Origin of the sequence: Streptomyces agglomeratus (assembly GCF_001746415.1) — a bacterium.
GTDB lineage: Bacteria > Actinomycetota > Actinomycetes > Streptomycetales > Streptomycetaceae > Streptomyces > Streptomyces agglomeratus.
The window spans coordinates 3,818,575-3,833,693 of the sequence record NZ_MEHJ01000001.1 but is presented as its reverse complement, the minus strand read 5'-3'; the positions used below and the strand labels follow the sequence as shown (position 1 = coordinate 3,833,693).

The following is a 15,119-nucleotide window of genomic DNA, read 5'->3' as shown; positions in this document are numbered from 1 at the left end:
TCGATGTCAGGCAGCCACGCGAAGACCGCACACGCGAGACCCCAGGAGTATTGAACATGTCTATCGACCCGTCCTCGATCCCGAACTTCGGGGGCCAGCCCGAACCGCAGCCCGAAGGCCCCGCCGGCCCGGTGGTCCCGGACCAGGACCTCGTCAAGCAGCTGCTGGAGCAGATGGAGCTGAAGTACGTCGTCGACGACGAGGGCGACCTCGCCGCGCCGTGGGAGGAATTCCGCACGTACTTCATGTTCCGTGGCGAGGACGACCAGCAGGTCTTCTCGGTACGGACCTTCTACGACCGGCCGCACCAGATCGAGGAGAAGGTCCAGCTCCTCGAGCTGATCGACGACTGGAACCGCCGCACGCTGTGGCCCAAGGTCTACAGCCACACCCACGACGACGGCACCGTCCGTCTCATCGGTGAGGCGCAGATGCTGATCGGCACCGGCGTAAGCCTTGAGCACTTCGTGTCCTCGACGGTCGGCTGGGTGCGCGCCTCGATCGAGTTCGACAAGTGGCTCGTCGAGCAGCTCGGCCTGGAGAAGGACGTCGACTCCGCCGAGGGCGAAGGCGAAGGCGACGGCGGCGACCAGGTCTGAGCGGCGCGCTCGGCCAGGTCTGAGCGGCGCGCTTCACGGCGCGACCGGAGCGAGCCTCACCGGTCGCGTCCCGTAGTCGGCCAGAGCCCGGCCGGGGCGGCGGTCACCACGACCGCGGCCCCGGGCCGGGCTCTCGTCATGGCGTGCGCGAGGACCCTCGCCACCGCCGGTACGTGCCTGCCCGGCCGGCGGACGGCCAGGAACGGCCGGCGGCGGCCCCGGCCGCCTAGGCGGCTGCCAGGCCCTTCAGGCGGGCCACCGCCTCCTGGAGCACTTCCGTCCGCTTGCAGAACGCGAAGCGGACGAACGGCGAGCCCTGGTCGCGGTGGTCGTAGAAGACCGCGTTCGGGATGGCGACCACTCCGCACCGCTCCGGCAGCGCGCGGCAGAAGGCGACTCCGTCGCTCCCGCCCAGCGGCCGGATGTCCGTGGTGACGAAGTACGTGCCGGCGGGGCGGTAGACCTCGAAGCCCGCGTCGGCGAGTCCGGCGGACAGCAGGTCCCGCTTGTCGCGCAGATCGTCGCGCAGAGTCGTGAAGTACGCGTCGGGCAGGCGCAGCGCCTCGGCGACGGCGTACTGGAAGGGCCCGGCCGACACGTACGTCAGATACTGCTTCGCACTGCGTACGGCCGTCACCAGGGCGGGGGACGCCGTGATCCAGCCGACCTTCCAGCCGGTGAAGGAGAACGTCTTCCCGGCGGACGAGATGGTGACCGTACGGTCCCGCATGCCCGGGAAGGAGGCGAGCGGGATGTGCTCGCCCTCGAAGACCAGGTGTTCGTACACCTCGTCGGTGACGACGAGGAGGTCGCGCTCGACCGCCAGGGCGGCGATCTCCGTCAGCTCCTCGCGGGTCAGGACGGTGCCGGTGGGGTTGTGCGGGGTGTTGAGCAGGATGAGGCGCGTGCGCGGGGTGACGGCGGCACGCAGCTCGTCGAGGTCGAGTACGTACCGGCCCCCGTGGGGGCGCAGCGTCACCGGGACACGCGTGCCGCCCGCCATCGCGATGCACGCGGCGTACGAGTCGTAGTACGGCTCCAGGGCGACGACCTCGTCGCCGGGCTCCACCAGCGCCAGCAGTGACGCGGCGATCGCCTCGGTGGCCCCGGCGGTGACCAGCACCTCGGTGTCGGGGTCGTGGGACAGGCCGTAGCGGCGCTGCTGGTGGAGGGCGATCGCGGTGCGCAGTTCGGGGACGCCCTGGCCGGGCGGGTACTGGTTGCCGAGGCCGTCGCGCAAGGCGCGGACCGCCGCTTCCCTGACCTCCTCGGGGCCGTCGGTGTCGGGGAAGCCCTGGCCGAGGTTGATGGAGCCGGTGCTCAGGGCCAGGGCCGACATCTCCGCGAAGATCGTCGTCCCGAACTCCGCCAGCCTGCGGTTGAGGAGAGGGCGGGAGCCGTGGCCCCGGCCGCGTGCGTCGTGGTCTGTCGGCGTCGTCATGGCGGCCATCCTGGGCCGAACCTCTGGAGTTGCTCAAGTCTGCTTTGCCTTCCGGCGGCCGAGGGCATTTCCCCGTCACACAGGAAGCGAGCTCCTCGCTTCGGGGGAACGGAAGGCGGTGAGGGCCGTGGAGTTTCTGGTACTGGGCCTGCTGGTGGTGCTGGTCCTGGTGGTCGTGGGGGTGACCGCGTCGGCGGGGAGGCGCGGCGGCCGGCGGTCAAGCAGCAGCAGTGGCGGCGGCTGGTGGAACAGCGGTGGTTCTTCGTGCGGCGGCGGTTCCTCCTGCGGGGGTGGCGGAGGCTGCGGCGGCGGTGGCGGCGGCGACTGACGGACGCTGCCGGGGCGGCTGATGGACGGTGCCGGGCGACCGCCACGGGGCGGCCGCACGGTGCGCGGCCCCGGCGGCACCTGCGGGGCGGTCGCCCAGCCGGCCGCCCGGCAGAACGGGGGCAGCCGTCACCCGGCCGACTGACACGGGGCAGTCGGCCGGGTGGCGACGGTGCCCCGTCGCCGCGTACCACACCGGCACCTTTCCAAGCGTCAGGACCGTGCGCCCGGCGGGTTAACTCCCGTGGGGCGCTTTGTGGTTGAACAGTTGAACCGTGCAGCCCCCGAGGGGATGGAAACCCCTCCAAGTTGGGTAAAAACGCTGTGAGCGCAGCGCACTTCATGATTCCCTCGCAGTCGAGAACCTCAGCCCTCGGACCTCATGTGGACCCGAGCAGGCGGTCCCCGAACCTCCTCTTACCCCACCTTCCAGGTGACCCCGGTCCACCATTCCAAACGCCTGTCTGCGGAGCCCACTCATGCTCACGACTCTCAAGACTGCCTACACCGACACGCGCGCCGCCGATCTCGCCTGGGCGCTGGGGCGGGAGCCGCTGCCGGCCCTGGCCGTGCGCGACCTCCAACTCAACGGCGCGGTCCTCCAGTTGAGGCTCCTCGGTGCCTCCCACCAAGTGCTCCTGGAGGAGGACGAAGGGTCCTGCTCAGAGACGGTCGCCTGTATGCCCGGCAGCAGTACGCCGCTGCCGCTGGGCGTGGCGAAGCGGCTCGGGGAATGGGAGTACGAATTCGCCGCCCGCGTCGAGACGCTCACCCAGGGCCAGTTCGCGGGGAGGGCCCAGGAACTCCTCGCACTGGTCGCCGACCATCCCAACGGCCTGGCCGGGACGTTCCCCGGCAGCCCGCACGCCTTCACGGCGATGCTGGCGCAACGGTACGAGGGGCAGGTGCGGTGGCGTACCTGGCACGCCTACCCGCAGGAGGGGCAGCTCGTCGTCACACGGTCAAGAGTCGGCGTACGTATGCCTACTGCCCGCTAGTTGCACTCTTGTGGGTGACGGGTGGTTAGCCCTTTGTGACGTAGCGTTCGCATGGTGATCGATTCGCCTGTGTCGCTGTCGGTGCCGGAAGCCCCGGCGGCCCTGCCCGTGCGGCCGCGGACGGGCAGGTTCATGGTGCTCGCGGTGGTGTTCGTCTGCGCCGCGTGCGGACTCGTGTACGAGCTCGAACTGGTCGCGCTCGCGTCATATCTGATCGGCGACTCGGTCACCCAGGCGTCCGTCGTGCTCTCCGTGATGGTCTTCGCGATGGGCATCGGATCGCTGCTCGCGAAGCGGCTGCGGTGCCGCGCGGCCGTGGGCTTCGGCCTGCTGGAGGCCGCGCTGGCGCTGTGCGGCGGCAGTTCGGCGCTGGTGCTGTACGCGACGTTCGCCTGGCTGGGCGGCGCGCGGTACGCGCTGGTCGTCTTCTCGCTGGTGATCGGCGTGCTCATCGGAGCCGAGATCCCGCTGCTGATGACGCTGATCCAGCGGTTGTCCCGGCGCGGGGAGCGCCGGGACACGAGTGGTGACGTGGCGGACCTGTTCGCCGCGGACTATGTGGGGGCGCTGGTCGGCGGGCTGGCGTTCCCCTTCCTTCTGCTGCCGCTGCTCGGCCAGTTGACGGGCGCGCTGCTCACCGGCGCGGTCAACACGGTGGCGGGCGGGGCGCTCGTGCTGTGGCTCTTCCGGCACGAGCTGACGCGGCGCGAACGCTGGCTGCTGGTGGTGGCGAACACGGTGGTGCTGACGCTGCTCGCCACCGCGACCGCCCTCGTCGGCGACTTCGAGCGGGCGGCGCGGCGGGCGGTGTACGGCGAGCGGGTGCGGGTCGCCGTACATACGGATCTTCAGGAGATCGTCGTCACCGGCGACGCGGGCCGTGACGCCGCAGGCGGCCGGGGCAGGTCGCTCGACCTGTTCCTCGACGGGCGGCTGCGGGTCAGCGGCCGTGACGAGCACCGGTACCACGAGGCGCTCGTGCACCCCGCGATGCGGGGGCGCCGCGCGCGCGTGCTGATTCTGGGCGGCGGCGACGGTCTGGCGGCCCGCGAGGTGCTGCGCTATCCGGGGGTGGACTCGGTCACGGTGGTCGAGCTGGACCCGGCCGTCGTCGCACTGGCCCGTACGGACCCCGCCCTCTCGGCGCTGAACGGCGGCGCGCTCGCCGACCCCCGGCTGCGGGTCCACACCGCCGACGCGTTCACCTGGCTGCGGGACGAGGGGCAGCGCGGGCGGCCGTACGACGTGGTGATCTCGGATCTGCCCGACCCCGGCATCACCCGCAGCACGAAGCTGTACTCGCAGGAGTTCTACGGCCTGGCCTCGCGCGTCCTCGCCCCCGGCGGGCGGGTGGCCGTCCACGCGGGGCCGCTGGCGACCCGGCCGCGGGTCTACTGGACGGTGGAGGCGACCCTGCGGGCGGCGGGGCTGCGGACGCGTCCGTACCGGGTGACCGGCCGCCTCTCCGGATTCACGGCGGGTCCCGACCGGGCGGCGGGCGCGGCGGTGGCCCCGCACGACTGGGGCTTCGTACTCGCCGCGCGGGCCACGGAGCCCGGCCTCGCTCTCGCCGCCGAGGCCCCCCGGCTGCGGTCGCTCTCGCCGGCGGTCCTCAGCAGGGGCGAGCGGTCGGCCGAGGGGGTGCGGGTGCGGGGGGTGCCGCCCTCGACGCTGGTGCATCCGCGCTATACGCAGGGGTGAAAACCGGTGACCGAGGAGCGGATCGCGTGTGCCGATTAACGGCAGAGTCGGGTACATGACGGGCGGGCGTGAGTAGGCTCGGTTCCCATGGAGCATGAGGTGTTCGTTCCGGTTCCGGTAGAGGCCCTGCGAGAGGCGTTCGGGGACCCCGCCCGGGTGGCGCGCTGCGTCCCCGGGCTCCAGCAGGACGCCGACGAGGCGTCTGGCCCGCTCGCCGGACGGCTGAAGGTCCGTATCGACGGCCACACGATCACGTACCGGGGAACCCTGCGCCTCACCGGGCGGCCGGACGGCTCTTTCGGCGTCGAGGGCGAGGGCACTGAGGCGCGCGGCACGGGTTCGGCCGAGCTGGCGCTGACGGTGCGTCTGACGGAGACCGACGGCGGTACGACGGTGACGTACGCGGGCACGGCGGGCGGAGAGGGCCGTATCGCGGAGCTGGACGCGGCGGCGACACTGGCCGCGTGCGGGCGGCTGCTGGACCGCTTCACCACCCGGTTGGCGGAGGAGGCGGAGGGCGGCGCGTCCGGGACGGCGGCCGAGTCCGGCGCGGTCGACGAGTCCGGCGCGGTCGGCGAGGTAGGCGAGGCGCGGTCGTCCGTCTTCGAGACCGAGGTGCCGCCGCCGTCGCTGGACCCGTCGGCCGACGTACCGGACGTACCGGACCTGCCCGAGGTGCCGGACGCGCCCGACGCACCCGAACTGGCTGACGTGTCCGGGCTTCCCGCGCCCGCTGAGCTGCCCGCCGAGCCGCCCGCCGAGGCGGCTCACGCGCGGCGCACGATGATCGGCCGCAGCGCGGAAGAGGTCGACCACGCCCCGCCGCGCGGCCGTTACGCGCCGGTCCCGGCCCCGCAGTCGACGTCGACGACGGACACCCTGCGCTGGATCGCCCCGGCAGCCGCGCTCGCGCTCGCTTCGGCGGTGGTGGTGAGCCGCGTCCTGCGGCGCAGACGCTGAGCCTGCCCCGCCCGGCCCCACCAGACCTTAGGGTCGGTGCGTGAGCATCCAAGAGACGCGTCTGGCGGCGGGCGACGCCGAGCTGACCATCGCCCAGGACAACGGCTGCCGCATCGCCGGCCTCCGTGTCGGCGGCACCGAACTGCTGCGCCAGGGGGAGCGGTACGGCTGCTTCCCGATGGTGCCGTGGTGCGGTCGCCTCAAGAACGGCAGGTTCCTCAACGGGGCGACGATCCACCAGTTGCCGCTCAACGCCCCGCCCCACGCCATGCACGGCACCGGCCGCGACGCCGCCTGGCGGCCCGCGCGGGTCGAGAAGAGCGAGGCCGCGTTCACGTACGACCTGGAAGACCCGTGGCCGTACGAGGGCCGGGTCACCCAGGCGTTCGCGCTGGCCGAGGACTCCCTGACCCTGACGATGGGAATCGAGACGTACGGCGACTCCTTCCCGGCGCAGGCCGGCTGGCACCCCTGGTTCCTCCGCAACCTCGGCGGTGGCGGGCAGGACGTGGAGATCGACTTCGACCCCGCCTGGCAGGAGGAGCGGGGCGAGGACCACCTCCCCACCGGGCAGCGGATCACTCCCCGCCCCGGCCCCTGGGACGACTGCTTCGGGATGCCGTACGGCGTGGATGTCACGCTCACCTGGCCGGGACAGCTGGAACTGAAGGTGACGAGCCGCGCCGAGTGGGTCGTCGTGTACGACGAGCAGGCCGAAGCGGTGTGCGTGGAGCCGCAGTCCGGGCCGCCGAACGGGCTCAACACCATGCCCCGGTTCGTGACGCCCATCGAACCGCTGGAGATCGAGACCATCTGGACCTGGCGGCGGCTTTAAGCTCATGGCATGACTGACGTACGTGGTGAGCTGCTCCAGCAGATCAAGGACAAGGCCGTGGTGCACGGCAAGGTGACGCTGTCTTCGGGGATCGAGGCCGACTGGTACATCGACCTGCGCCGGATCACGCTGGACGGCGAGGCCGCGCCGATGGTCGGCCAGGTGATGCTCGACGCCACCACCGAGCTGGACTACGACTGCGTGGGCGGCCTCACGCTGGGCGCCGACCCGGTGGCCACGTCGATGCTGCACGCCTCCGCCGCGCGCGGACAGCGGCTCGACGCCTTCGTCGTACGCAAGGCGGGCAAGGCGCACGGCATGCAGCGCCGCATCGAGGGCACGGACGTCAAGGGCCGTCGCTGCCTGGTCGTCGAGGACGTCTCGACCACCGGCGGTTCGCCCCTGACCGCCGTCGAGGCGGTCCGTGAGGCGGGCGGCGAGGTCGTCGGTGTCGCGGTGATCGTGGAGCGGGGCGCTGCCCCGAAGATCGCGGAGGCGGGCCTCCCGTACATCAACGCCTACTCGCTGGAGGAGCTCGGGCTCGCCTAGTACGGGCGACCATCCGGCCTGACCTGTGCTTTTCCTCGAGGGCGGACTGTTTCACGTGAAACAGTCCGCCCTTCGCGCACGTCCGGGCCGTACGCAGGGTGGAGCCGAAGCGAGAGTCTGGAAAGATAGGGGCGACGATGACGTCGCCCCCAGGTCAGGGCCCAGCACCACACACCCGCACGTCATAAGGAGCGGACAGATGCCCATCGCAACCCCCGAGGTCTACAACGAGATGCTCGACCGGGCGAAGGCAGGCAAGTTCGCCTACCCGGCCATCAACGTGACCTCGACCCAGACCTTGCACGCGGCGCTGCGCGGTTTCGCGGAGGCCGAGAGCGACGGCATCATCCAGATCTCCACCGGTGGCGCCGAGTTCCTGGGCGGCCAGTACGTCAAGGACATGGTGACCGGCGCGGTCGCGCTGGCCGAGTTCGCGCACATCGTCGCCGAGAAGTACCCGGTGACCATCGCGCTGCACACGGACCACTGCCCCAAGGACAAGCTCGACACGTACGTACGTCCGCTGATCGACGTGTCCGCGGAGCGTGTCGCCAAGGGCCAGAACCCGCTCTTCCAGTCGCACATGTGGGACGGCTCCGCCGAGACCCTCGCCGACAACCTGGCCATCGGCCAGGAACTGCTCGCGAAGGCCGCCGCCGCGAAGATCATCCTTGAGGTCGAGATCACCCCGACCGGCGGCGAGGAGGACGGTGTCTCGCACGAGATCAACGACGAGCTCTACACGACCGTCGACGACGCGCTGCGCACCGCCGAGGCGCTCGGCCTGGGTGAGAAGGGCCGCTACCTGCTGGCCGCCTCGTTCGGCAACGTGCACGGCGTCTACAAGCCGGGCAACGTCGTGCTGCGCCCCGAGCTGCTCAAGGACCTCCAGGCCGGCGTCGCCGAGAAGTACGGCAAGGCGTCGCCGTTCGACTTCGTCTTCCACGGCGGCTCCGGCTCCACGGCCGAGGAGATCGCCACCGCGCTGGAGAACGGCGTCGTGAAGATGAACCTCGACACGGACACCCAGTACGCCTTCACCCGCCCGATCGCGGACCACATGTTCCGCAACTACGACGGTGTCCTGAAGGTCGACGGCGAGGTCGGCTCGAAGAAGACGTACGACCCGCGTACCTGGGGCAAGCTGGCCGAGGCGTCGATGGCCAAGCGCGTCACCGAGGCGTGCGCGAACCTGCGCTCGACGGGCACGAAGCTCAAGTAGTCGGGCACGAAACCGACGTAGTCGCGCGAGCGCTCGGCCGAGCGCTCGCACGACCAACGAGTGAACGCAAGGGCCCGGTACCGGACGCGGTACCGGGCCCCGCCCATGTCCACCGCAGCAGGGCCGGCTCGTCCGCCCGCCGGCCACGTCGGGCCGTCCCGGCTGGCCCGCCGGGCCGGGAGCCGCGAGGATGCCTGCATGGACGATCGGCCCCCGGACATCCGGCTCTCCTCGGCCCGGGGGCGGTGGGTCGTGCTCACCACGGTGCTCGGGTCCGCCATGGCGATGGTGGACTCCACCGTCGTCAACGTCGCCCTGCCCCGCATCGGCGCGGACCTGGACGCCGATCTGGCCGCCCTCCAGTGGACGGTCAACGCCTACATGCTCACGCTCGCCGGGCTGATCCTGCTCGGCGGCGCGCTCGGCGACCGGTTCGGGCGACGGAAGGTCTTCGTGACCGGCGTGGTGTGGTTCGCGGTGGCCTCGCTGCTGTGCGGGCTGGCGCCGAATGCCGGCATCCTCATCGCCGCCCGCGCCCTCCAGGGCATCGGCGGCGCCCTCCTGACGCCCGGCTCCCTCGCGATCATCCAGGCCACCTTCCACCCTGACGACCGGGCGAGGGCGGTGGGGCTGTGGTCCGGGCTCGGCGGCGTGGGGGCGGCCGTCGGCCCCTTCCTGGGCGGCTGGCTGGTGGACGGGCCGGGCTGGCGGTGGGTGTTCCTGCTCAACGTGCCGCTGGCCGCGCTCTGTGTCCCGGTCGCGCTCAGGCACGTACCCGAGTCGCGGGACCCGCAGGCGCACGGCCGGTTCGACGTGCTCGGGGCCGGGCTCGCGGCGCTGGCTCTGGGACTCGTGACCTACGCGCTCATCGCGGCGCCGGACCAGGGCGCCTCGGTGGTGGTAGTCGGCTCCCTGGTGGTCGGGACCGCCCTCGGGGCGCTCTTCCTGTACGTCGAGAAGCGGCGGCCCGACCCGATGATGCCGCTCACGCTCTTCGCGTCCCGGCAGTTCACGGCCATCAACGCCGTGACGCTCTGCGTGTACGCCGCGTTCAGCGGCTTCTTCTTCCTCACCGCCCTCCAGCTCCAGGTCGTGGTCGGCTACTCCGCCCTCCAGGCCGGTACGGCGCTCCTCCCGACCACCGTGCTGATGCTCTTCCTCTCCTCGAAGTCCGGCGAGCTGGCCCAGCACATCGGGCCGCGTCTCCCGCTCACCGTCGGACCGCTGCTGTGCGCGGGCGGCACGCTGCTCATGCTGCGGGTGGGAGAGGGATCGTCGTACGCCGCCGACGTGCTGCCCGCGATGCTGGTGATGGGCGCCGGCATGGTGACCCTGGTCGCGCCGCTCACGGCGACGGTGCTCGCCTCCGTGCCGACCGGGAGGGCGGGCCTGGCCAGCGGGATCAACAACGCCGCCGCACGGGCGGCGGGCCTGATCGCGGTGGCCGCGCTGCCACTGCTGGCGGGGATGGGGCCGGAGGCGTACCGGTCGGCGGCGGAGTTCGGGGAGACGTTCCGGCGGGCGATGCCGATGTGTGCGGGGGCGCTGGTGCTGGGCGCGGCGATCGCGTGGGCGACGGTGCGGACGCCCGGTCCCGAGGGCGGGGCGCCGGAGTGCAAGGTGCACTGCGGGGTGACCTCGCCGCCGCTGGAGGGGGCGGCGGGGGAGGGATAGCGGGGCGCCTCCGCCGGTCGCGCTGTCCGAACGCCGGAGGGCTGGCCCCGGTTGCCCGGACCACCAGGCAGACTGGGGCTCATGGCCATTCACAAAGATCTGCTCGGGGGACCGCCCCCGACCCACCTGCCCGACGACCCGGAGCCGCGCGAGCTGCTCGCGACCGGTGCCGCGCCGACCGACGTCGCCGCGAAGTACCCGGCGTCCTCGCTCGCCTGGGCGCAGCTCGCCGACGAGGCGTTCGAGAACGGCCGGGTGATCGAGTCGTACGCCTACGCCCGTACCGGCTACCACCGCGGCCTCGACGCGCTGCGCCGCGCCGGCTGGAAGGGCCACGGCCCCGTGCCGTGGGACCACGAGCCGAACCGCGGTTTCCTGCGCGCGCTGCACGCGCTCGCCCGCGCCGCGCAGTCGATCGGTGAGCAGGAGGAGTACGAGCGCTGCTCCACTTTCCTGCGGGACTCGTCACCGGCGGCGGCCGACACCCTCGGCTGAGCACAGCGGTGAGCAGGGAGGCCCGTGCCACACGGCACGGGCCTCCCGCGTTCCACGGCTACCTCTTATGATGCCGGGAAGGGACCGGGGCTCCGTAGCCACAAGGAAGGGGCGGACCGCTACCTGCAAGTTAGTGTCGAGGAGACAGCGATGTCGCAACACCCCGATGCCCCCGGTGCAGGTTCGGACACCCCGAACCTGGATTTCGCGGGCACTACTCCCTACGAGGACTACGTCCAGGCGGACGTTCTCACCCACCTCCAGCACACCCTCTCCGACGACCCCGGAGAGATGGTCTTCCTGGTGACGACCCAGGTCATGGAGCTGTGGTTCACCGTCATCGTCCACGAGTGGGAAACCGCCGCGAAGGCGCTCGGTGAGGACGACCTGCGGGTCGCGACGGACGCGCTCAAGCGCTCCCTGCGCCAGCTGGAGGCCCTCAACGCCTCCTGGCGGCCACTCGCCCACCTGACCCCCGCCCAGTTCAACTCGTACCGCAGCGCACTCGGCGAGGGCTCCGGATTCCAGTCCGCGATGTACCGCCGGATGGAGTTCCTGCTCGGCGACAAGTCCGCCTCGATGCTCGTCCCGCACCGCGGCGCGCCGCGCGTGTACGCCGAGCTGGAGAAGGCGCTGCACGAGCCGAGCCTGTACGACGAGACGCTGCGGCTGCTCGCCCGGCGCGGCCTGCCGGTGCCGGCCTCCGTACTGAACCGCGACCTGTCGCAGAAGTACGAGCCCTCCGCCGAGGTCGAGGCGGTCTGGACGGAGCTCTACCAGGGCGACCAGAACCACGAACTCGTCCGCCTGGGCGAGTTGCTGACCGATGTCGGTGAGCTGGTGTGGCGATGGCGCAACGACCATCTGGTCGCCACCCGGCGCGCCATGGGTTCCAAGGTCGGCACCGGCGGTTCCGCCGGGGTGGCCTGGCTGGAGAAGCGGGCCACCAAGAACGTCTTCCCCGAGCTGTGGACGGCGCGCAGCCATGTCTGAGGCCCTGAACGATCTCCAGCGGCGGGCCGCGGCGCTCGATTCCGCCGACCCGCTCGCCAAGCACCGCGAGCTGTTCGCGCTCGACGACACCGAGACGGTGTACCTCGACGGCAACTCGCTCGGCGCCCTGCCCCGCCACGTGCCGGAGCGCGTGGCCGACGTCATCACCCGCCAGTGGGGCGAGCTGCGCATCCGCTCCTGGGACGAGAGCGGCTGGTGGACCGCGCCGGAGCGGATCGGCGACCGGATCGCGCCGCTCGTCGGTGCGGCGGCCGGGCAGGTCGTGGTCGGTGACTCGACAAGTGTCAACATCTTCAAGGCGGTTGTGGGCGCGGCCCGGCTGGCGCCGGAGTCCAGGGACGAGATACTCGTCGACGCCTCCACGTTCCCCACGGACGGCTACATCGCCGATTCCGCCGCTCGTATGACGGGCCGGCGGGTCGTCCCCGTCGCCCCCGCCGACCTGCCGGCCGCCCTCGGGGCGCGCACCGCGGCGGTTCTCGTCAACCACGTGGACTACCGCACCGGCCGCCGCCACGACCTGGCCGGCCTCACCGCCGCCGCGCACCAGGCCGGCGCCCTGGCCGTCTGGGACCTGTGCCACAGCGCGGGCGCGCTGCCGGTCGGGCTCGACGAGCACGGCGTCGACTTCGCCGTCGGCTGTACGTACAAGTACCTCAACGGCGGACCGGGTTCGCCCGCCTTCCTGTACGTCGCCGAGCGCCACCAGGCCGCCTTCGACTCGCCGCTGCCGGGGTGGAACTCGCACACCGATCCCTTCGGGATGACCCCGGGTTACGCCCCGGCGGACGGCGCGGCGCGGGGCAGGGTCGGCACCCCCGACATCCTGTCGATGCTGGCGCTGGAGGCCGCGCTCGACGTCTGGGAGGGCGTCGGCGTCGAGGACGTACGCGAGAAGTCACTCGCCCTGACGGACTTCTTCCTGGAATGTGTGGAGACGTACGTGCCCGAGGGGCGGGTCGCCTCGGTGACCCCCACCGCCCACGAGGAGCGCGGCAGTCAGGTCTCGCTGCGGTGCGAGGACGGTACCGACGCGAGCGCCGTCATGCGGGAGCTGATCGCCCGCGGTGTGGTGGGCGACTTCCGCCGCCCCGACGTGCTGCGCTTCGGCTTCACCCCGCTGTACGTCGGCTTCGCGGACGCGGAGCGGGCGGCGCGTGTGCTCGGTGAGGTCCTGGCCGGGGCCTGAGCGGGAGGTGCGGGAGTCCTGAGCGGCTCCCGGGTCCGGCGGCGGGGCGGGACCTGGCATCGGCGCAGGCCCGGTGGCTGGTAGCGTCCCGACCGCTAGATCAATTGGCTGTACGTACCGAAGGGTTGGTCCCCGCATGCCGGACCCCTCAGCCGAACGGGACGCCGTCGAGGCGGAGTCGGCCTTCTCTCACCCGGCCGTCGCCCCCGACGCCACTGCGGCGTACGGCGAACACCCCGACCAGGTGGTCGACTTCTACGCACCGCGCGACGGCCGGGACCGGGCCCCGCTGGTCGTCGTCCTGCACGGCGGCGCCTGGCGGGCACCGTACGACCGGCAGCACATCTCGCCGTTCGCGGACTTCCTGGCGCGCCGGGGCTTCGCCGTCGCCAGCGTCGAGTACCGGCGGGGCGGCGAACCCGGCGGCCCCGGCGGCGCGCTTCCGCAGCAGTCCGATGCGGGGACCGAGCCGGTCGCGGGGCGCTGGCCGGACACGTTCGACGACGTGGCGGCGGCGATGGACCTGCTGCCCGCTCTCGTACGGGAGGCGCTGCCCGGCGCGGACACGCGGCGGATCGTCGTCACGGGTCACTCGGCCGGCGGCCACCTGGCACTGTGGGCGGCCGCCCGGCACGTACTGACCCCCGATTCGCCGTGGCACCTGCCGGTGGCGCCCGCCCTGCGCGGTGTCGTGGCGCTGGCGCCGATCGCGGACTTCGGCGCCGCCTGCGAACTGGGCGTGTGCGCGGACGCGGCCGTCCAGCTCCTCGGCGGCAAGGAGCACTTCGACGAGCGCAGGCCGTACGCCGATCCGGCCGCGCTGCTGCCGACCGGTATCGCCACCGTCCTCGTGCAGGGCCGTACGGACATCGTCGTACCGCAGGCGGTCGCGGAGGCGTACACCGAAGCGGCCGCGAAGGCGGGGGAGCCGGTCTGGCTGACCCTGCTGGAGGACGTCGGGCACTTCCCGCTGATCGACCCGGCGGCGGACGCCTGCGCGGTGGTCGCGGAGGAGATCGAACAGCTCGCCTACTGAGGCCGTGCGCGGCTCGCGATCGCGGACCCTGCCTGTCCGCAAGGGTTCCTACGGTGGTGGCACAAGCCGACCCGAGGGAGCCCGTAATGACAATTCTCGTGACCGGAGCGACAGGGACCGTCGGCCGCCGGGTGGTGGCCGAGCTGGTCCGCAGGGGCGAGCGGGTGCGGGCGCTGACCCGTGACCCGGCGAAGGCGGACTTCCCGGCCGGGGTCGAGACCGTACGCGGAGACCTGACCGACCCGGGGACGCTGATCCCCGCGCTGGAGGGCGTCACCGGACTGCATCTGATCACTTTCGGGGGCGCGTACTTCGAGCCGCTGACCACCGGCCGTGAGATCGTCGCGCTGGCGGCGAAGGCGGGCGTACAGCGCATCACGGTCCTCAACGGCGGCGGGCCGAGTCCGCTCCAGGAGGCGGTGGAGGCGGGGGACGTGGGCTGGACGCTGGTGATGCCGGTCGAGTTCATGGCGAACGCGCTGGAGTGGGCCGAGGGAGTCCGTACGGCGGACAGCGTCGCGGAGCCCTTCGTCGACCGGCTGAGCGCGATGGTCCACGAGGCCGACATCGGCGCGGTCGCCGCGGTGGCGCTGACCGAGGACGGGCACGCGGGGCGCACGTACACGCTGACCGGACCCGAGACGCTGACCGTGCGCGACAAGGTCCGGACCCTGGCGGCGGCGCGCGGGCGGGAGATCGCGCTGACCGAGCTGAGCGCCGGACAGGCGGCCGAGCGGTGGCGCGGCGCGGGGATGGACCAAGAGACCGTGGAGTTCATGCTGGACGTGTACGGGAACACCCCGGAGGTGGGACGGACCGTCGTGGACACGGTCGAGCGGGTCACCGGGCGCCCGGCGCGTACCTTCGCCCAGTGGGCGGCGGAGCACGCGGACGCGTTCCGGGCGGAGCGGGCGGACGACTCCGGTGAGGGGGACGCGGACATCGTCCCGGCGCGGGTCTGAGGCGGGGCGGTTCCGAGGCCCGCGCCGGTCCGAAAGGGGCGCGGGTCCGAGGAGAGGCGACGTGCGGTGGGCAGGCGTAGTACCTGGGACGGACGCGGGAGGATCCCCATCGGGGCT

At 72.3% G+C, this 15,119-nt stretch carries 15 protein-coding genes; 14 read left to right on the top strand and 1 reads right to left on the bottom strand.

Going from position 1 to position 15,119, the window contains the following annotated elements; genetic code table 11:
- The first annotated feature begins 56 nt into the window (after positions 1-56).
- A complete protein-coding gene (locus AS594_RS16555) occupies positions 57-599 on the top strand; it encodes a type III secretion system chaperone family protein (protein ID WP_069927783.1) in 543 nt (180 codons plus the stop codon).
- A 226-nt stretch (positions 600-825) separates the two neighbouring features.
- On the opposite strand, the gene AS594_RS16550 is transcribed toward AS594_RS16555, so the two are convergent.
- Positions 826-2,049: a pyridoxal phosphate-dependent aminotransferase gene (locus tag AS594_RS16550; RefSeq protein ID WP_079148182.1), complete on the bottom strand. Its 1,224-nt coding sequence runs from the start codon at positions 2,047-2,049 to the stop codon at positions 826-828.
- A 118-nt stretch (positions 2,050-2,167) separates the two neighbouring features.
- On the opposite strand from AS594_RS16550, the gene AS594_RS41105 reads away from it, so the two are divergent.
- The 13 genes from AS594_RS41105 to AS594_RS16490 all read left to right on the top strand — a co-directional run bounded on the left by AS594_RS41105 (position 2,168) and on the right by AS594_RS16490 (position 15,002).
- Complete coding sequence (locus AS594_RS41105) at positions 2,168-2,368, top strand: hypothetical protein (RefSeq protein ID WP_176733118.1); 201 nt, start codon at positions 2,168-2,170, stop codon at positions 2,366-2,368.
- A gap of 478 nt (positions 2,369-2,846) precedes the next feature.
- The gene (locus AS594_RS16545; RefSeq protein ID WP_069932758.1) at positions 2,847-3,365 is read left to right on the top strand and encodes a DUF2617 family protein; all 519 of its coding nucleotides are present in this window, start codon (positions 2,847-2,849) and stop codon (positions 3,363-3,365) included.
- 54 nt (positions 3,366-3,419) lie between these two features.
- Complete coding sequence (locus AS594_RS16540; RefSeq protein ID WP_338120166.1) at positions 3,420-5,066, top strand: polyamine aminopropyltransferase; 1,647 nt, start codon at positions 3,420-3,422, stop codon at positions 5,064-5,066.
- 87 nt (positions 5,067-5,153) lie between these two features.
- On the top strand, positions 5,154-6,026 hold the full coding sequence (locus tag AS594_RS16535) for an SRPBCC family protein (RefSeq protein ID WP_069932760.1): 873 nt from the start codon (positions 5,154-5,156) through the stop codon (positions 6,024-6,026).
- A 40-nt stretch (positions 6,027-6,066) separates the two neighbouring features.
- Entirely contained in the window at positions 6,067-6,861 is a 795-nt protein-coding gene (locus tag AS594_RS16530) for an aldose epimerase family protein (RefSeq protein WP_069932761.1), read from the top strand.
- Between the two features lie 9 nt (positions 6,862-6,870).
- Positions 6,871-7,410 carry an orotate phosphoribosyltransferase gene (gene pyrE, locus AS594_RS16525; protein ID WP_069927777.1) on the top strand — a complete coding sequence of 180 codons (540 nt, stop codon included), beginning with the start codon at positions 6,871-6,873 and terminating at the stop codon, positions 7,408-7,410.
- A 199-nt stretch (positions 7,411-7,609) separates the two neighbouring features.
- Positions 7,610-8,632 carry a class II fructose-bisphosphate aldolase gene (fbaA, locus tag AS594_RS16520; protein ID WP_069932762.1) on the top strand — a complete coding sequence of 341 codons (1,023 nt, stop codon included), beginning with the start codon at positions 7,610-7,612 and terminating at the stop codon, positions 8,630-8,632.
- Between the two features lie 198 nt (positions 8,633-8,830).
- On the top strand, positions 8,831-10,306 hold the full coding sequence (locus tag AS594_RS16515) for an MFS transporter (protein WP_069932763.1): 1,476 nt from the start codon (positions 8,831-8,833) through the stop codon (positions 10,304-10,306).
- Positions 10,307-10,387: 81 nt separating this feature from the next.
- On the top strand, positions 10,388-10,801 hold the full coding sequence (locus AS594_RS16510) for a DUF3151 domain-containing protein (protein ID WP_069927774.1): 414 nt from the start codon (positions 10,388-10,390) through the stop codon (positions 10,799-10,801).
- Positions 10,802-10,951: 150 nt separating this feature from the next.
- On the top strand, positions 10,952-11,794 hold the full coding sequence (locus AS594_RS16505; RefSeq protein ID WP_069927773.1) for a tryptophan 2,3-dioxygenase family protein: 843 nt from the start codon (positions 10,952-10,954) through the stop codon (positions 11,792-11,794).
- Complete coding sequence (gene kynU, locus AS594_RS16500; RefSeq protein ID WP_176742710.1) at positions 11,787-13,004, top strand: kynureninase; 1,218 nt, start codon at positions 11,787-11,789, stop codon at positions 13,002-13,004. The genes AS594_RS16505 and kynU overlap by 8 nt, the downstream gene beginning before the upstream one ends.
- A gap of 136 nt (positions 13,005-13,140) precedes the next feature.
- Positions 13,141-14,040, top strand: coding sequence for an alpha/beta hydrolase (locus AS594_RS16495; protein ID WP_069932764.1), 900 nt, complete (start codon positions 13,141-13,143; stop codon positions 14,038-14,040).
- A gap of 86 nt (positions 14,041-14,126) precedes the next feature.
- The gene (locus AS594_RS16490) at positions 14,127-15,002 is read left to right on the top strand and encodes an NmrA family NAD(P)-binding protein (protein WP_069932765.1); all 876 of its coding nucleotides are present in this window, start codon (positions 14,127-14,129) and stop codon (positions 15,000-15,002) included.
- The last annotated feature ends 117 nt before the right edge of the window (positions 15,003-15,119 follow it).